Below are 18,410 nucleotides of genomic sequence, written 5' to 3'. Positions count from 1 at the left end.
CGGGGATGAGTCTATGAAAACCATTACAATTTCTGATGTGGCGAAATATGCAAACGTATCTAAAAGCACCGTATCTCAATTTTTAAATCAGCGCTATGACTATATGAGCGAGAAAACGAAACAAAAAATAGAAGCGGCCATTCAAGAGCTGAACTATCAGCCGAATTTCGTCGCCCGCAGCTTAAAACAGAAATCAACATTTACGGTAGGTGTGGTGGTGGCTAATATTCTTCACACTTTTTCCACTCAGGTCATCAGGGCGGTGGAAGACTATTTTCATGAACAAGGATTTCATATTATTGTCTGCAATGCGGATGATGAACCGGAAAAAGAAAAGAAATATATTGAAATGCTGCGGGCTAAGCAGGTGGACGGAATTATTATTTTTCCGACGGGCGAAAATCTCTCTTTATATGAAAAGATGAAACGCGATACGTTTCCGGTCGTGTTTATGGACAGAACCATTGAAGAACTCGGGATTCCGACAGTGATGCTTGATAACCATCATGCAGCCGGTCTTGCCGTTGACCGGTTTATCGAGAGCGGCATTAAGAGAATTGCGATTATTACGACGTCCATTATTCGGGAAATCAGTCCGAGGGTAGAAAGGATTGAAGGGTATAAGAAGGCGCTTGACCGCCACGGAATGATGGTGCGGGACGAATATATCAAAACAGCCGATGCGGCTGATATTTCCAATGTTTTGTCAGAGTTGTTCTCACTTGAGGAGCCTCCGAAAGCGATATTGGCGGCAAACGATATCGTTCTTGTTGAGGTGCTGAAGTATATGAAGGAGCATGATATGACAATTCCGGATAAGGCAGCCGTCATCGGAATTGATGAAGTTCCTTTTGCGGGTTTTTTTACTCCTCCGATTACGACGATCGTCCAGCCTGCGGCAGAAATGGCGCGAAAAGCGGGAAGCCTTCTTCTTCGCCAGATACAAGAAAAAGATGGCGGTGAAAAACGGATTCACCGCTATAAACCGGCGCTGCTCGCAAGGCAATCCGGATAACCGGTTTCACTGCATAAACCGGTTTACTCCGGCAATTTAAATGTCTGAATATTATGAAATGAGAGGGGGATTATATGTTCTCAAAAGATAGATTCCCTATTATTCTTCTTTTATTTTCAGCCGGGGTGATTAACTATTTAGACCGCTCAGCGCTGTCTATTGCAGCGCCGTTCATACAGCAGGATCTCACATTGTCTGCAACCCAAATGGGGCTGATTTTCAGCAGTTTTTCTGTCGGATACGCTGTGTTTAACTTTCTCGGCGGTGTTGCATCTGACCGGTATGGGGCTAAATTGACATTGTGTACGGCGATGATCGTTTGGTCTCTTTTCAGCGGGGCGGTTGCGCTTGCTTTCGGATTTGTAAGTCTATTGATTATCCGTGTTTTATTCGGTATGGGGGAGGGGCCGCTGTCGGCTGCCATAAGCAAAATGGTCAACAATTGGTTTCCTCCGTCTCAGCGCGCCACGGTCATCGGCCTGACAAACAGCGGCACGCCGCTCGGCGGGGCGATTTCCGGCCCGATTGTCGGGATGATTGCTGTGGCGTTCAGCTGGAAGGTTTCCTTTGTCCTGATCATGATTATCGGTTTAGTCTGGGCGGTCATCTGGTTTAAATATGTCAAAGAACGGCCGGCGCCGACGGAAGACGCCCCGGCAATGAAAGCGGCGATTCAATCGCATGAGCAGCATATCCCGATGACCTTTTATTTGAAACAAAAAACGGTTCTCTTCACGGCTTTTGCCTTTTTCGCCTACAATTACATCTTATTTTTCTTCTTAACATGGTTTCCGAGCTATCTGGTGAAAGAACGCGGTTTAAGTGTTGAATTTATGAGCGTGGTGACTGTTATTCCCTGGATTCTTGGATTTATCGGTTTGGCGGCAGGCGGAATGATTTCTGATTATGTATTCAAAAAAACCGCCGGAAAAGGGGTTTTGTTCTCACGGAAAGTCATTCTTGTCACTTGTTTGTTCGCTTCCGCTGTACTGATCGGATTTGCCGGACTTGTTACCACTACCGTAAGTGCCGTTATTCTTGTTGCTTTATCAGTCTTCTTTTTATATATAACGGGCTCTATCTATTGGGCGGTGATTCATGATGTGGTTGATCAAAGGAATGTCGGATCAGTCGGCGGCTTTATGCATTTTCTTGCAAACACGGCCGGTATTATCGGGCCTGCTTTAACCGGCTTTATCGCGGACAAAAGCGGATCATTCTCCGGGGCGTTTTTGCTTGCAGGCGGATTAGCCGTTTTGGCCTCGGCTGCGGTAATCCGTTTCGTGCGCCCGATTATCATTCAAACCGCTTCTGAAGATAAAAAAGACACGATACCTTATTCATAAGTCATCAAAGCCACTGAGGCTGTCCTGCCGATAACGGGATGGCCTTTTCGTTCTGCCGCTTGATCTGTTCCTATGATAATATAGGAATTGTTTACAAAAGAAGGGAAGAGGAGGGGGCATGAAACAGAAGCCGATATATGTCGAAATCAATATTGCATCTGATATAGAAACGCTTTGGGAATATACGCAAAACCCGCATCTTCATAAAGAATGGGATCTGCGTTTTTCTGACATTACATATCTTCATAGGCTGCCAGATGAACCGCAGAGATTTCTATATGAAACACGAATCGGTTTTGGGCTGAAGGTATCCGGCACGGGCGAATCAATAGGTGACATAAGGTCTCGCTCGTCAGAAAGAGTGTCTTCGCTCGCTTTTGCCTCTGATCATCCGCTGTCACTTATAAAAGAAGGCAGGGGCTACTGGAAGTATATAGAGCGGGATAACGGACAAACCGCATTTTTGACTCAATATCAATATGAAACGGCCCGCGGTCTGCCGGGAAGTTGGATAGACCGGTTTTTATTTCGTCCTCTGCTAAGCTGGGCTACCGCATGGAGCTTTGATGCGTTGCGGCTTTGGATAGAACAAAACAGACATCCGAAGATATCAGTCCGTTTCGGGTTTGTCTATGTCTTTATGTGTCTCGTATTCAGTCTGTATTGGTTTTTTCAAGGCTTTCATGATGGCTGTGCCGATGCAGAGATCGTGAGGGGAGCGCTGGAGACAGGGTTAGGGGTATTATGGCTGCTTCCCATGCGGAGAAAGTGGCTGATTCACACCGGGCAGTCAGTCTTCTTTTGTGTAACGGCACTGCTATATTCGGGCGGCGGATTCGTGATCTCATTAGGAGTGCTTACGATAGCCGCAATGATTCTTAAGCTCAAGCTGCCGAGCGCCTGGCATACAAAACGAAAGAGAGAAGTGAAATGACGGATTCAATGTATGAAAAAGCGATTACTCATTATCAATCACTGCACCCGATGCTGCAGAAACGGTACAGATTTGACGGATCACGCACGTTTTGCGGAGAAGGCGTTATGTCAGAAATAAAGGGAGGTTCTTTTCTTGTCAGAATGCTTTTAAAGACAGGTGTTTTTTTCAGATGTTTTTTCTCAGAGAGGGGAAACGATATCCCTTTCACTATCGAAAACAAAAACAGGCAAAATGGCGTGGAATGGAATCGTACCTTTTTCTTTAAAAGCAAACCGCGTTTTTTTGATGCGGTCATGGAGTATGATGAGCGGGAAAACAGAATTCTTGATTACTTCGGCAAACCCCGCATCCTACTGTCTGAACTGCATTTAGAAGCGTCTTCAGACGGAGGGCTTGTTATTACATCCGGAAGGCAGTGGCTCCTGATAGTCGGAAAGAAAATCCCGCTTCCGGCATGGCTGTGCGGCAGTTCAACCGTTTATGAGGCTTATGATGAGGAAATGAATTGCTTCAGCATAAAGGTTCATGTGAAAAACCGGATACTCGGCACGCTTTTCTCTTACCGGGGGACTTTCCGGGAAACAGAGGGAGAAACATGCTGAAGCGTCATCTCATGGTAAGCGTGATTTGCTTTTTGGGATTTGCGGCGGCTGAAGCTCCGTATATATCAGCTGCTGAGATGTTTGTTTTATTTTCCGTACTTTTTTTCGTTCCCGCTGTATTCGATTTTGCTTTTCGGCCGTCAAAGACCTTAGAGAATGTGTTATTACGGAGTTATCCTGTTGCCGCTTTATGTGCGGTGCTTGCGCTTGTCACAGACTTCAGTTTTTTTGCCGTTGTGTGGCTCATTTATACGGTTGGGCTGGCACTGTATGCTGTCCGGCGGCTGATGAAAACAAATATTCACAGAACAGAAGAGATGTCTGTTATGGCGGGTTTCATTTATTTGGCCGGGGGCGGATTCTGGTTCTTCGCATATGTCCTTGAGATTCCCGTCATGAATTTCGGCCCGCTTATCGTTCTGCTGACGGCGGTGCACTTTCACTATTCCGCTTTTCTCATTCCGATCTTTAACGGATTGCTCGGCAGGATCATACGGGAGAAACGGGTTCTTTACAGATGGAGCACGGTCATTATTTTGATTTCGCCGATCCTTATTGCCTTGGGGATTACATTTTCAAAGACACTTGATGTGATTGCTGTCGCTCTGTATCTGGCGGGTCTGTATGTAAATGCATATCTCGTCTTTACGGCGCCGTTTGTTACGAAAACAGGCAGGATCTTGATCAGGAGTTCTTCGGCTGTGTTAATGATCACAATTGCTTTTTCTTTGATATATTCGTACGGTGTCTACCGCGAGGAGGCAACGCTCACGATCAGCCAGATGATTTGGATTCACGGGGCCGTCAATGCATTCGGCGTTATCCTGCCGGCTTTGGCGGGGTGGAGGTTGGAAAATCCGAGACCGTTTGATGAGGGCAGCGAAAGAACGTTCAGCCGTATTTACGGGAAGAGAACGATAGGCAAAGAATTTTTGACTGATATTCATGCAGCAAATGACATCCATTATACCGGCCTTCTGGATCAGCTGAGAGAACTGCATTCTGAAGACTTTTCAACTGAAAAACTGGCGCCGGCCGTTATTTCCTTTTATGAAGAGACAATTGATTATGACATCATGGCAAAAGTGACGTGGAGCGGATGGTTTCGTCCGTTCGCGCGCGTGTACGAGCCGTTCAGCAGAAGAGCGGGGCAGATTCACCTGTCCATGAATCCGGATTGGTATATCATGCACAGTGATATTATAGGAGTTGACTCTGACAAAGACGGCAGAAAAAATGTCCGTGCGTGGATCAGAACAAATGAAAAGCAGGAAACCGTTTTTACTGCGCTGTATTCAGCGTACAGGGCAAAAGGGGAAGGATACATGAATATCTCTCTTCCGCTGCCGTACGGCCAAATGACGGGCATTTTAAAGCCTTATGCGCGTAAGCAGAATCTTGTTTTGACAAGCAGACGGCGAAAAAGCGGAGCGGGTGATGAAGGGATTTATCTGCAGACGAAATGGGGGACGTGTCATCTTCCGCTGGCAGAGACATTTCTTATTTCAGCCCAGAGCGAAACCAGCCTGAAGGCCGTTCATCATATGTGGCTGTTCGGACTGAAATTTTTAACTGTGCATTATCGGATCACTCATGCTTCCGCAGGTAACCGAATGGAAGAAAAAAGATGAAGGGTATGCCTACGCTTCCGTGTATCAAACTTGGTTCGGAAACAAGGCTTTTTGGAATACAAAATAAAGAAAACGATAGCAAAGTGATTTTTTAATTTTCCTTCCGGTGTGGTCAAACTTGAATACAAGACAGCACCGGATTTCTTTTTATGGAGGCTGTCCAATGAAGAAAACAATCTACATATTGTTCATTCTGGTTTTGCTCTCAATGAATATGTCAAGCTATCATTACACTCTTAACAAACAAATCTATTACACTTTATTCTCCAATAAAGAAGCATTGATAATCGATTATACTTCAGAATTTAAAAGTGAGGACTTTGTAAAGAGATTGGCCGCCTTCTCAAAAGAAAACAAAGTGAACATTTCTCAATACAATTTCTTGGATGAAAAGAGCTTAAACATCTATTCTACAAGCCCTGAAAATGAACCATCAATACATAACGGCAATAAACTTGTGTCAAATTTTCTAAGAGGCCATTCAGAGCAGAAGATGATCGGCAGCATTTCTTTTCCGCTGTCAACATGGGAAATCAGATATTTTGACTTCAATCAAATAAAGAATATAGGCATAGGAAGCAAATTTTATATTTCATCTAACGATGACAAGGTATTGGAGAAAGCACAAAACCTTTTTGCTGACTATGGTGAAGTAAGTTTTGAAAACATCACTGAGAATACTGCTTTTATGTTTAACAAAACTTTGCTTATGCTGGTGTTGCTTTCTATGCTGATTTTGTTTATTGGTGTCCTTTATTTTGTAATTAAAAATCGCAAACGGCTTCTGCTGCAAAAGTTATGGGGGTATTCCAAAGTTAAAACACTGCTTTCTTACCCAGCAATGTTCTTGAAGCCTCTAATTATAATCATATTTTGCGGTGCAATTATTGTAGCTTTACTAGCTTTTTCTTTCAATTTAAATGACTGGTTGGCTGCATATCTTAGAATTTATATTAGAAACGCGGTGATTGGTGCGCTTATCATGATGGTATACACCATCATTGTTACCCTAATCTTGTATAACAACAGCGACATTAGTGGCTCGATCAAAGGCAGCACACCGATTAAAAAATTCCAATGGTTATCTGTAGGCTTTAAAATTGTTGTCACGATATTGCTCTTCAATATTGTTGCGTTTTCACTTTCTAACGTATTCGATCTCAAACAGCAGCTTGATAATCAATCGTACTGGAAAAAGACACAAAACACTTATAAGACAAGCTTTGCAAATACCGGGATAGACTATAGTGATTTAAAATTAGACAGGGAGAAAAATGTTAGAGTTCGCGCGTTGTATCATCAATTAGAGAAGCATAAAAATGCGTTCGTCATTGATGCACATAACTATGCTGTACTAAGGAAAGATGGAAAAAAACCTGTTTATTTTTACACCTTAAATACGACAAAGAAAAATGAAATTTACTCTCCATCTGGACGAAGTATTACAATCAGCCCTAATTATTTAAAGGTGAATCCCATTATCGGCGCTAATGGGGAAGCCATAAGCCAAAAGCAATTAAGGATTGATTCAAATACATTGAACCTGCTTGTTCCACAAAAGTATGAAAAATATAAAGAAAAAATAATAGCTGCATACAGGGATCAGTTTTTCTTTGACAAAGTTGAATTAGATAATATGTATAACAAGGAGATGAATCAACCTTTAAACACCCTTAAAAAAGATGAATTGAAAATCAACATCATTTATACTAAAAATAGGCAGGAGTATTTCACCTTTAATAGTGAGTTTGGGGATGCCGGCAATAAAAATAACATTGTTGATCCAATAGCTGCAATTTTCACGGACAACGTTGATCCATCTGTTATAGGTGCTTACTCAACCTCAAGTTTATTCTTTTCAGATTCTTCAAAAGGCATGGCGTATGACCGCATAGTTCCTTATCTGGAGAAGACCAATACGAGAGATCTAATTGATTCATCAATTTCGGTTTATCAAGAGTTAAGCGACAATATAGCAAGTATTCAGAATCAATTCTTGCAGAATTTAATTGGACTAACACTAACAGTTATCCTCTCCATAGCCTTTCTTGTTGCTTATATTTGGTCGTATTACAGCGCAAATGCATATCGGCTGTACCTTAAAGAGCTTTTTGGATATTCATATTGGGCCAGAAATAAAAATTTAATCATCTTTTCCCTTTTAACCAATTGCCTTATAGGTTTAGGATGCAGTATTTATTACAAAATCTTTGAATTAACAATTTTCATCGCGCTGTTTATTGTAATCGAGCTGCTTATTCTTTATTTTCTGAGTGTCTATTTAAACAGGAAAAACATGAATAAGATCTTAAAAGGAGATAGAATATGATTACACTCAACAACATATCAAAGACGTTTGATGAAAAATCTGTTCTTTCGAATTTCTCTCTTCAGATAAAAGAAAATGAATTTGTTTCAATTGTTGGTAAGAGCGGTTCAGGGAAGACAACCCTTCTAAATATAATAGGCCTTCTTGATACTCCATACTCAGGAGATATTGAGATTTTAGGCTTTCGAAACCCTAAACCTAACGACGTGATGAAACTACGGAGAGAGAACTTAGGGTATATCTTTCAAAATTATGTCCTTATGGACAATGAAACAGTATTAACAAATTTACAACTTTCGACGGCTTATGCAAAAGACTTTAAGAAAGAAAAGTTGACAGAAGCTTTAGAAATGGTTGGTCTGGATAAAAGCTTTTTAAAGAAAAAGGTTTATCAACTGAGTGGCGGAGAGCAACAACGTGTGGCCATCGCAAGAATTATTTTGAAGCCTTGTGATATTATCCTGGCTGATGAACCGACAGGAAACTTAGACGAATATAACAAAAGCATTATTTTGTCTTTATTCCATCAGTTAAAAGGTATGGGGAAAACGATTATTTGTGTTACACATGATCAAGAAATCGCCAATGGGTCTGACAGAGTTATTAATCTTTCATAAGGAGAGGTTTAAATTGAAACACATTACTTTTGCGTTATCAGCAAGCATCCTGGTCATTATTACCGGGGTGGTACACAGAATAATTTTTAGAATGTTTGGTTTACCTTTTGATCAAGCAGTAATCTTCTGGGGCGGATTTGTAGTTGTTTATTTTGTACTAGCTCTGCTTTCTTCTTTACTCTTTAGGAATTTAGGTTCAAACAGCAGAAATTACGAGGCTTAATAAAGGCTTTAATGCTTCCTCACGAAGTATCAAGAAGGGTACATGTTGTTCTAGAAGAAAGGACCGGCCAACACGCCGGTTTTTTTATGTAAGCATATTTGCAAAAAGGATCGCTATCAGAAGCCCTTCGAAAAGTTTCAGAATTCAAGAATGGAAAAGAATCGCCATAATTTTGTATTTTTTCCGAAAATAATACTCTCATCTACAAAATATGACAAATTTCCCTCTTGCAAGGTGATAAAATCAGATTGCCTGCTAAGTGAGTAAGCAGCAGGCAACAAATCAAAAGGGGGCAATAAAAATGTTAAAAAGTAAATTCAAGAAGATAGCAGGAGCTACAGCACTGGTGGGGGCCTTGCTAGTATCTGGAGTACAAGCGGCTGATGCAGCAACTAAACCAGGAAATTTAATCCCAATTCGAAACAAACAATTTGATGATAAGGTTGAAGAATACAGATGGCTTGGTAATGATACTGTTAGAATTTTCTTTAGAGACAGTGAAGGAAAATATTATTGGGAAGATTTTGAGTGTGTAACTACAGAAGGCGGAGTTTGTTACGTATATGAATGAAGAAGTCTTATTCATAGTATATAGCGAAGATAAATCGTAATAAGTCCTATTTTTTCTCATTTTGTCTCAATATCTAAGTATACTTAGGATAATGAGACAAAATTTTTTATTCACTATTCAACTTCCTAGAATATATATTATGTAAACTAGGAATGATGTAGAGAATATAAAAGTGGATCCATATTCTAAGAACATCCCCTTTTTGTAAGGTAATATTAAAAAAACCTCTACGGCCTTAATAAATTAAATTGGTCATAAAGGTTTTTCAGTTTGAGTATTTTAGTCGGTTATGTCACTTGTTGCTGGTCTTCTTGATCAAGTCCACGCCATCGTATGCCAGACTTTCCACACTTGCAGCCTTCTGCAGTATGTAATGATCAAAAAAGTTCTTCGTATAGTCTGTAACAAGATTTCGCATCTCCATGGCATCCCGTTCACCTCTAAGTTCCTTATTCACACTGGTAAACACGATGTCGCAGTAATCTAAATGCGCAGCACGATCAACAGAGAAATAATAGGTATCCATGCTATTGTTAGCGCCAATGATCGCATTCATGTTATAGTTCGGTTCAGAAAACAGCAGCAAAAAGGGTTTCTTAAGGTCGCTGCCCTGAAGGCCGAACGCACCGCTATCCAAGCCAATCCCGCAGGCGAACCGTTCGTCGTCCCGGCAAACAATCGCCGTCGTAGGCCCTCCATAAGAATGTCCGACTATGCCCATGCCGATATCAAGCAACAATCTGCCCTTAAAGATGGAATTCAGCTCTCCAGAATCCAATTTGACAAGATAATCGGCTACATACCTTACATCTTCTGCCTGTAATTCACTATACTCTGTTAACTTGTCAAGTATCGGCAGTGTAAGCACGTTTTGGCACATCTCAATGGCAGTTTCATCGTCGGGCTGCATTTCCATCTTACCAGCCAACGCCAGCATCTCCGGATCTTCAGAAAACGCCATAATGACATCCGAAAAATCCTTTGATACATTAAACATTCGCCCATCTTTACGCTTATACATCGTGCTATTTTGATGGCCGATGCTTACTACAACATATCCCATGCTTGCCAAGTCTGTACAGATCACTGTACCCCATTCTGGAGAACCGCCCCCGCCGCAAACATAAAATAACACCGGATAGCGTTTTTCCTTCCCGGAGAGAGCAAGGTCGTCGTAACATTGGGTCTTGATATCTATAGAGTAAGCATCTTTCAACGCAGAGAGAAGCGGCTGCTCATCAAGCATTTCGCAGACTTCAGGAAACATGTACGTTGATGTAGTCTTCCCTTCGCTGCTGTCGGACGGATAATACACAAACGCCGTCAGTTCTCTTTTTGTATGATCTGATGCCGTGTACTCAAAATCCATCTGGGTTCGGCCGACAGTATAGCCGCCAATTGGCTCCGGAAACGCGTCATACTTTTTCATTCTCTTGTTCCCCCTTACGTAATAAAAGTGGCGGATGTGAAATACACACATTGCTCTACAAACGCTTTTCATTACATCATATGTTCAGTGAATCATAGCTACTCCTTGGCTTTCTTGAGATTGCTAACAACCCTTGTACTGGCCCATATACTGTTTCAGAGTTTCATCCGCCACGTAAACCTCCTTGTATTGCTGTTTAAGATGACAAAAGCGGACATCGTTGCTGATGTCCGCCTAAAGCTAACTAATTGGGTTCTGTTCCCCAAATCAGTTTTCCTTGATGATATAATGTGATTTTTTTCGTTGTTTTAAACGTATTTGATTGGAAAAAGGAATAATCGCCGCTTTGTGCATAATTGCTCCAGTCATCATTGTGAAGACGAAGCTGAATATTCCCTGTGCTTGCTCCCGGTGACAGCGTTCCTGTTTTAAACCCCAGTTCCAGATAGGTATCTGCACCTTGCTTAGGTTTATGCAGCGTCACAAATTTGTGGGTCAGATTGCCGCATCCCATCTGCGCGTAGTCACAGTCAAAGTTTTGGCCTTTGTTTTTCACGTTATACCAGTAACGGGCAGTGACATCTTTTAAATCAACCGTCGCATTGCCGTTATTTTTTATGTGAAGCTGCGGGCGGATTTGATTGCTGTTCACAAGCCCATCCCCTGCTTTGTATTGTACAGAAACGCCTTTTTCCTGTGTGGGGTTATCTTGTGCTGGCGTTTCAGGGCCGTCCTTCGTTGAATCTTTAGTGCCGCGAATGTTTTCTCTTACGAATGTTCCTGAAGCAGTTAAATCTGACAGCGGCCAGCCGCCTGTTTTAGATGCTCCCGGCTTTAACGCTGAGGATGATTCCTGCTTATCAGAAAGATTCCAGTTCACCCAGCTGATTTTCTTGCTGTCGAGATAATTCAGCCATTCCCGCGACTGGTCAAGGAATACACCGCCATTTCCAGACGCATCGCTTGTTCCCCATTCCGTCACGAAAATAGGCGCTCCTTTGCTGAGTGCGTAGTTTGCTTTATCCCGTAAAAATTGGCCATGTGTGCCGGCATAAAAATGAAGCGCGTACATGACGTTTGCATCTTTTAACTGGTCATCGGCAGCATCATTCACATCCTGGCTCCATGTACCGGTTCCGACAATGATGATGTTGTCTGGATCATTTTTGCGGATAACGGAAATCACTTCTTCCGCATACGGTTTAATATCACGCTTCCAGTTCACGTCACCGTTTGGTTCGTTTGCAATTTCATAAATGACGTTTGGCGTGTTTCCGTAAAGACTTGACATCTCCTTGAAAAATTCTTTTGCCTTCTCTTTATTTTGGTTTGGGTTGCCGTCATTTAAAATATGCCAGTCAATGATGACATATATCCCAAGTTCTTTTGCCGCTTCAACCGCTTCTTTTACTTTATTTTTCACGGACGGGTTGTCAATATAACCGCCATCTGCCGTATACATCGCCGCGCGGAAAACGGTTATGCCCCAATCGTCTCTCAGCCATTTTAAGCTGTCTTTATTGACGAAATCGCCATACCATTGCAATCCATGTGAACTGATCCCTTTCAGTTGTACCGCTTTGCCATCTCGGTTTACAAGTTGTGTACCTTTTATGCTAAGCTGACCATTCTTGGCTACTGGCGTTTTTGTTCCTGCTGCTGATGCCGGCGAAGGCAGCAAGCCGCCCATTGTCAATACCGCAATCAATAAACACGTAATAAAAACAGAAATTGACCGTTTCATATCTGATCTTTTCCTCCTTCGCATCATTTTGGCTCTTTCTTATGAGCTCGAACTCATTGTAAAAATCTTTCTCATGATTGTCTATCAACCTAATTTCTTGTTTTTGGGAGGTGTAAAAGCCTGTCAATTTGCTCTATCTCTATTGAATAAGACACACCTGACACATATAGAACAAAGAAAACCGGGCTGAATCGGGACTTTACACGTCATTTTTCAATCGAATCGAAAAATTAAATGTATTTCCAACGTAGACACGCTGAATGTGATGAGTCTCAATATGGCATTGAATCTTATGATTGCTGTAAGAAGACGAGTCCTTGTTAATTTAAGGTTGATGTAAGGTTCGGATTAATACGGGTTAAGGTTGGAGTTGTACAATAAGATTGTACTTCAGTGAGGGATTCAGCCAGAAGAATTCCCCCTTCAATAAATCATAGAGGTGAAAAGGTTTGAGAGAAAATAAAATTTTGTCTTCATTATGTTACTTCAGTATATTTTTTGCGCCGTTTCTGTTTCCGATTATCGTCTATTTCTTAGGCCAGGACGATGTGAAATATCATGCGAAAAAATCTTTGTGGACGCATCTGATTCCTTATTTGATTTTTGGGATTGGCATCATCGCTTCAGGTTTACTTGGTATGAATGACATCAGGCACGCCGGGCCTTTCCTGCTTGCGACGTATGCTGTTACATTCCTTGTGGCGATCTATTTTTTCATTTGGAACATTGTCAAAGGAATCAAAGTGTTTTCGGAACAATAGGAAAAAACGGTTCTGTTATTAATCAACAGAACCGTTTTTTTTGTATAGCCATTATCATAATTGTATATCTATCGTTGTCCCTTCTCCCGCGGTGCTGTGAATGGTGATGTCCCCTCCGTGCTTTTGGATAATATCCTTTGCTATGGCCATTCCAAGACCAGAGCCTGCATGCGTCGTTTCTGTATTTGTGCCCCTGTAATAGCGATCAAACACTTTTTCCAGCTCCTCTTCTTCTATCCCTTTGCCGTTGTCCTTAATTGTCACATGAGTCCGTTCTTTTTGTTCAAGCCGTACAACGATCTTCACATCAGGATCATTGTGAACGAGGGCATTTAAAATGAGATTCGTGACCGCTCTCCTAATCAATATCGCATCAAGGTTCAGCATCAGCTTTTCCACGTTCGTTTGAAGTTCAATGGACTTATCCGCATATCTAGAATCGTTTAACATATCAATTAACGTTTCCCGCAGCAGCGATACAATGTTTACCCGCTCTGTATGTAACATCACATCGTTGTTTTTCAGCCTTGTCGTTAAATTTAAATCTTCCATCACATCTTTCATATAGAGGGATTTACTCTCAATGATCTGAGCGTACTCTCTGATCTGTTCGACTGTTAGATGGTAATTTGGATCTTGAATGATTTCTGCATAGCCTTGAATAGATGCTAATGGTGTTTTAATGTCATGAGAAATATGACTGATCCACTCTTCACGCATTTGCTCTAATTTATCTTTTTCTTTTTTGCTTGAAGATAGTTGTTCCGATAAATGATTGACATTATAGAAGACATCTTTATAAATGCCTTTGGATTTCATTTTGATCGTATAATCTCCATTAGCTAACCGCTGGATTCCTTGAATGACACGGCCGAGCGGTTTTGTGAGCTGCCGGCTGAATAGATAGCCAATGACTAACGCGATCAATGCATCTATTGATAATAATATGATGGTTCCTGCATTGAACTTCGTCACAAATTCCTTGGTATCATATGAGAGGACATATTTTCCGAGAGAGGGATTTTTAAACCCTATAAAGTAACTGTACTCCTTGCCGTTTACTTTTTTTCCGCCGGCGTAAATGGTTGATAATAATCGTTCATCCTTATATTTATGTAAATTTACAATTTCAATAGGCGTATATTTTTTCTTCAGTCCTTTAGGTTCTCTATCATGATAAACATCCTGTCCGTTTTCATCTAATATTTGAATCCATGCATTCTGCTCTTTTAAAGCTTTTTGGCCCTCTTTGTTTACTGTGATACCATTGTTCGATAACGTGACATATTGTCGGAATGATCTTGTGAAAGTTTCCGGTGTACTTTCTTCGTCATGTTGGCTGTTCGCCTGGAAAACGAGCCAAAACATAAAAATAAATAAATTAATGAAAACTGTAATGATGGTCACGATAATGACAGAGACCATATATCTGCCTGTTAATCGCCAATTCATCCTTACGCATCCTTTACAACAAATTTGTAGCCTAACCCTTTCACAGTGACGAGAAAGTCTGGTTTTGATGGGGTGTTTTCTATTTTCTCACGGAGCCTGCGTATATGAACCATCACCGTGTTGTCAGAACCGAAGAAATCTTCTCCCCATACAGCTTGATAGAGTGTTTCTTTACTGATCACCCGATTGGGATGCTGCAGAAAATAGGTCATAAGCATAAGTTCTTTAGGTGTTAACTCAATAGCCGCTCCATTTTTGGTGAGCTCGGCTTGTTGTTGGTTTAATTCAAATGGCCCTTTTTTTATTATGGTTCCGGTTTGAGAAGGCTGTAAGTAAGAGACCCGTCTCAGCTGCGCTTTGACCCGGTATGCAACTTCCTTAGGGCTGAAGGGTTTTGTAATGTAGTCGTCCCCGCCGATGGCAAGTCCTACAATTTTATCCGTTTCCTCCCCCTTTGCAGACAAAAAGATAATAGGAACGTGTGAAATGTCTCTTATTTGCTTGCAGATATCATAGCCTTCACCGTCTGGCAGCATGATATCCAATATCACCAGATCGGGATTTTCTTGATGAAATTGAGCCAATCCGTCACGGGCAGTCGAAGCGGTGATCACACGATCAATGCCTTCTCTTATTAATACGGTTTTGATCAGTTCCAAAATTTCTTTTTCGTCGTCTATGATTAATACTTTGCTGTGAAGCCGTGACATATAATGATCACTCCTTGAAGTCATTGTCATTATTATACCCAATGTCTGTGTATCGTTAAAAAAATCAACACTTCTATCCCACAGAAAATAAGCCAATTTTCTTTTTCAAGTAAGAAAATTGGCTTATTGCGATGCTGATGCCTTTAACGCTTTACAACAAATGTTGTCACGCTTTGAGCCGGCAGATGGGCCCAAAAATGATTGTCCGTTACTTTGAGATCCGTTCCAGGTTGCAGATTGCTGCTGCTGCTCGTGATCCATCTGGATACTTGCGAAGCAGTTCCATTCTGCAACACAAAGTTTTGGTTGACCCCTGTGTTATTTTTATTAATGGCAACAATCACGACCTTATTGTCTCCTTTATAGGCTGACACGTAAACATTCGGTTCAGGATTTTTCGTTGCATCAATCCTTACATAGCCAGGGCGCACAAATTTTGAGAAATGAGCCATATTGTATCCGCGTTTGCTGATCATCCCATCTTCTTTCATAGGGCCGTATGATCTGCGGATGTACCACCACACATAAGCTTGAAAATCTCCCTCTACCATTGAATGATGAATATGCTCTGAAACACCTAAAGCCTCAGGCCAGCGATCCGCTGAATTGTTGTCACTATTCGGATAGTATACCTCCGTCATCCATAGCTCTTTCCCTCCTCCTTTTTGTTTGAAAAGAGGATAAGGAAACTGACTGACCTGAGTGCCGTACAGGTGGGTTCCGAGGATATCCATATTCCTAAGCGCCTGCGGATCGTTCAAAATGGGGTCCGATATATTTTTCAGGTATTGAAATGATTCCGGCGCAATCACACGAGCATTAATGGAACCGGCATTCTCTCTCATGAAACGCAGGATTTCTTGGGGCGTCCACCATGTCCATTCGTGAGCGTAATCAGGCTCGTTTTGCATAGAAATCGCATACAGATTCACACCATTACTCTTCATGAAATTAACGAAATCGTTAAGATGCTGCGCGTATGCGGCGTACTTATCGTATCTCAGCCGCTTAGCTGTTGTGTCACCATTATGATTGAAAGTCTCAACCATATCGTTTGGCGGATTCCAAGGGGAAGCAAAAACGATTGCTCCATGTTTGATTGCACTCTTTGCAGTCTCCACTTCCTTGTACCAATTATTTCTATTTTCATCTACATGAATTCTTAAGACCGAAAAACCTAACTGATTCTGTCCATTGCCAAAAGCGGTCTCCCGTTGAGCCGCAGTCAAGTCTCCAATCCAAGCCGGGTGGTTCATTCCTCCAAAACCGCGAATCACTTGTCTATCTGCAGATATATTAACTGTTGCATCACTTGCTGCTGAAACTTCAGTAACTCCCGGTCCTAAGAGCATGACGGACAGCATTGTGAAACATACCAATAATACACAAATTGTTTTTTTTACGCTCGATATCATTTTTTCCTCTCCTTCATATGTCGTTTATGGACTTAGAAAACGTACCTTTGTCTCCCTTTGCTTATCTTTGTGTAAACTGCCAGTAATCGAAATTAAACAAGTTTCCTGTACCAGTTCCCGTAAATACAAAGAATACGTTGTGAACACCTGTTGCGCCGCTTATCGCAGTTTCTATTTCTCTCCAGGATTGCGTTCCGCCTGTGGAAGGGACATTCAAGGTTCCGACAAGCTTACCGTTTGCACTGTCTAGCCGCACTTCTATTTTCCCGCCAAGAGCGGACGCTACATTTGCTTTAAACGTCCTGGCGCCGCCTGAGCCGAAGTCTGCATTTCCAACAGCAATCCAGTCTCCGTTATGAATGTTTGTGACATGTTGATTATTGACCGGGCCGCCGGGTGCTGAGGATGCCTCTGTCAAAATCCGTCCGTTCCAGGCAAACGTTTCCGCTTCTACCCGGTGATATGGATTCAAATTGGTTAGCTGTTTGACACCTGCAAAATTTGCCGCTACCTCTTGCAGGGAGCCATCTGGATTATGCACAAGCTTATTAATATGGGGAGAACGGTATCCTTTGCCGGCCCCGTAAAGAGCGGAGCTGACAGTTTGAGTATGATACACCACATACCACTCGTTTTTAAAATTGAAAACAGCATGGTGATTGTTCCCGCCGCCTCCGAAAAATGCTCCCGGATTTTTCAGAAAGTGCCCTCTATACGAAAAAGAATCCAAAGGACTTGAGCTGGTCATATAGCCGATCTCACCTGGAGGTTTATCGGCCGGGTGCGCGCCCCCGAAATTGATACAATAGGAATAGTAATATTTTCCGTTATACTTATGCATTCCCGAATCTTCAAACATAAAAGGCGCATCAATCGTAGACGCACTTCCGGCAACACTGGTCATATCAGGACCTAATTTCATGACTCTTGCTGTTTTAGGATTGGCCCATTGCCCCTGTGCGGGATTTGAACCGCCCGGAACGCCTCCGCCGGCATATAGGTAACCGGTACCGTCATCATCTACGAATACTGCCGGATCAAAAAGCCATACAACACCGGACATTCCTGGCGTATTTGGTGTTACCAGCGCTTTTCCGATCGGATCTGTCCATGGGCCGGTCGGGCTGTCTGCGGTGAGAACCCCGATACCTCCGCCGCCGTTTGCGAAATAAAGGAAAAATTTATCCTTACCATTGATCTTTTTCACCGCGGCTGACGGGGCCCATGATGCTCCTGCCCATTTGGCAATCCCCCGGCCGCCATTCGCCCCATTGGCACCCGCTGCGGGAATCGTTCCGTGATCTGTCCAGTTCACCATATCCGCTGAAGATATGACGGATATTTTATTCAAATTGGCAAATGAATTATCCTTAATCGTGCCGTCGCTATTATATTCATAGTCATCGCTTGACATATAGATGTAGACTCTTTCGTTATAGGTCAGCGCAAACGGATCTGCGCCCAGATGATGGTCTATAAGCGGATTTGAATTCCCAACATGTTTTGCAATTGGAGTGCTGGCAGCATACGCAGACTTCCCAGTGAAGCAACTCAATAATAAAGCAAGGACCCATAGGCATACCCAACATTTTTTACACATAACTTAACGCTCCTCCTTTTTCTTTAAA

General features: G+C 42.2%; 16 protein-coding genes. 10 read left to right on the top strand and 6 right to left on the bottom strand.

Annotated features, from left to right (window positions below):
- Positions 1-13: 13 nt before the first annotated feature.
- The 9 genes from ABK447_RS11415 (at position 14) to ABK447_RS11375 (ending at position 9,271) form a co-directional block, all read left to right on the top strand.
- Positions 14-1,015: a substrate-binding domain-containing protein gene (locus ABK447_RS11415; protein ID WP_020955884.1), complete on the top strand. Its 1,002-nt coding sequence runs from the start codon at positions 14-16 to the stop codon at positions 1,013-1,015.
- A gap of 74 nt (positions 1,016-1,089) precedes the next feature.
- Complete coding sequence (locus ABK447_RS11410) at positions 1,090-2,361, top strand: MFS transporter (RefSeq protein ID WP_039063165.1); 1,272 nt, start codon at positions 1,090-1,092, stop codon at positions 2,359-2,361.
- A 118-nt stretch (positions 2,362-2,479) separates the two neighbouring features.
- Positions 2,480-3,295, top strand: coding sequence for a hypothetical protein (locus ABK447_RS11405; RefSeq protein ID WP_007410155.1), 816 nt, complete (start codon positions 2,480-2,482; stop codon positions 3,293-3,295).
- The gene (locus tag ABK447_RS11400; RefSeq protein ID WP_007410154.1) at positions 3,292-3,900 is read left to right on the top strand and encodes a DUF4166 domain-containing protein; all 609 of its coding nucleotides are present in this window, start codon (positions 3,292-3,294) and stop codon (positions 3,898-3,900) included. The genes ABK447_RS11405 and ABK447_RS11400 overlap by 4 nt, the downstream gene beginning before the upstream one ends.
- The gene (locus tag ABK447_RS11395) at positions 3,894-5,531 is read left to right on the top strand and encodes a YndJ family protein (protein ID WP_221663971.1); all 1,638 of its coding nucleotides are present in this window, start codon (positions 3,894-3,896) and stop codon (positions 5,529-5,531) included. Before ABK447_RS11400 ends, ABK447_RS11395 begins: the two co-directional genes overlap by 7 nt.
- Positions 5,532-5,694: 163 nt before the next feature.
- Complete coding sequence (locus ABK447_RS11390) at positions 5,695-7,860, top strand: DUF1430 domain-containing protein (RefSeq protein WP_094031746.1); 2,166 nt, start codon at positions 5,695-5,697, stop codon at positions 7,858-7,860.
- Positions 7,857-8,477 (top strand): ABC transporter ATP-binding protein, encoded by a 621-nt coding sequence (locus tag ABK447_RS11385; protein ID WP_059367392.1) that lies wholly within the window; start codon positions 7,857-7,859, stop codon positions 8,475-8,477. The genes ABK447_RS11390 and ABK447_RS11385 overlap by 4 nt, the downstream gene beginning before the upstream one ends.
- 13 nt (positions 8,478-8,490) lie before the next feature.
- Positions 8,491-8,700: a bacteriocin-like WGxF protein gene (locus ABK447_RS11380; protein WP_052827494.1), complete on the top strand. Its 210-nt coding sequence runs from the start codon at positions 8,491-8,493 to the stop codon at positions 8,698-8,700.
- Between the two features lie 301 nt (positions 8,701-9,001).
- Positions 9,002-9,271 (top strand): hypothetical protein, encoded by a 270-nt coding sequence (locus ABK447_RS11375; RefSeq protein WP_052250225.1) that lies wholly within the window; start codon positions 9,002-9,004, stop codon positions 9,269-9,271.
- A gap of 292 nt (positions 9,272-9,563) precedes the next feature.
- On the opposite strand, the gene ABK447_RS11370 is transcribed toward ABK447_RS11375, so the two are convergent.
- On the bottom strand, positions 9,564-10,700 hold the full coding sequence (locus ABK447_RS11370) for a choline esterase (protein ID WP_094031748.1): 1,137 nt from the start codon (positions 10,698-10,700) through the stop codon (positions 9,564-9,566).
- Between the two features lie 244 nt (positions 10,701-10,944).
- The gene (locus tag ABK447_RS11365; RefSeq protein WP_094031749.1) at positions 10,945-12,444 is read right to left on the bottom strand and encodes a cellulase family glycosylhydrolase; all 1,500 of its coding nucleotides are present in this window, start codon (positions 12,442-12,444) and stop codon (positions 10,945-10,947) included.
- A 449-nt stretch (positions 12,445-12,893) separates the two neighbouring features.
- Here ABK447_RS11365 and ABK447_RS11360 point away from each other — a divergent pair, with 449 nt between their 5' ends.
- Positions 12,894-13,205 (top strand): DUF4870 domain-containing protein, encoded by a 312-nt coding sequence (locus tag ABK447_RS11360; RefSeq protein ID WP_017417895.1) that lies wholly within the window; start codon positions 12,894-12,896, stop codon positions 13,203-13,205.
- 54 nt (positions 13,206-13,259) lie between these two features.
- Here the strand turns inward: ABK447_RS11360 and ABK447_RS11355 are convergent, their stop codons facing one another.
- The 4 genes from ABK447_RS11355 to ABK447_RS11340 all read right to left on the bottom strand — a co-directional run bounded on the left by ABK447_RS11355 (position 13,260) and on the right by ABK447_RS11340 (position 18,382).
- On the bottom strand, positions 13,260-14,657 hold the full coding sequence (locus ABK447_RS11355; RefSeq protein ID WP_094031750.1) for a sensor histidine kinase KdpD: 1,398 nt from the start codon (positions 14,655-14,657) through the stop codon (positions 13,260-13,262).
- 2 nt (positions 14,658-14,659) lie between these two features.
- The gene (locus ABK447_RS11350) at positions 14,660-15,367 is read right to left on the bottom strand and encodes a response regulator transcription factor (protein ID WP_094031751.1); all 708 of its coding nucleotides are present in this window, start codon (positions 15,365-15,367) and stop codon (positions 14,660-14,662) included.
- A gap of 143 nt (positions 15,368-15,510) precedes the next feature.
- A complete protein-coding gene (locus ABK447_RS11345) occupies positions 15,511-16,782 on the bottom strand; it encodes a glycoside hydrolase family 30 beta sandwich domain-containing protein (RefSeq protein ID WP_042635241.1) in 1,272 nt (423 codons plus the stop codon).
- Between the two features lie 61 nt (positions 16,783-16,843).
- Positions 16,844-18,382 (bottom strand): glycoside hydrolase family 43 protein, encoded by a 1,539-nt coding sequence (locus ABK447_RS11340; RefSeq protein ID WP_094031752.1) that lies wholly within the window; start codon positions 18,380-18,382, stop codon positions 16,844-16,846.
- Positions 18,383-18,410 lie beyond the last annotated feature (28 nt).

Source organism: Bacillus sp. hwrm1, assembly GCF_040207805.1.
GTDB classification, from domain to species: Bacteria; Bacillota; Bacilli; order Bacillales; family Bacillaceae; genus Bacillus; species Bacillus velezensis.
This window is presented reverse-complemented; position numbering and strand designations above follow the sequence as displayed.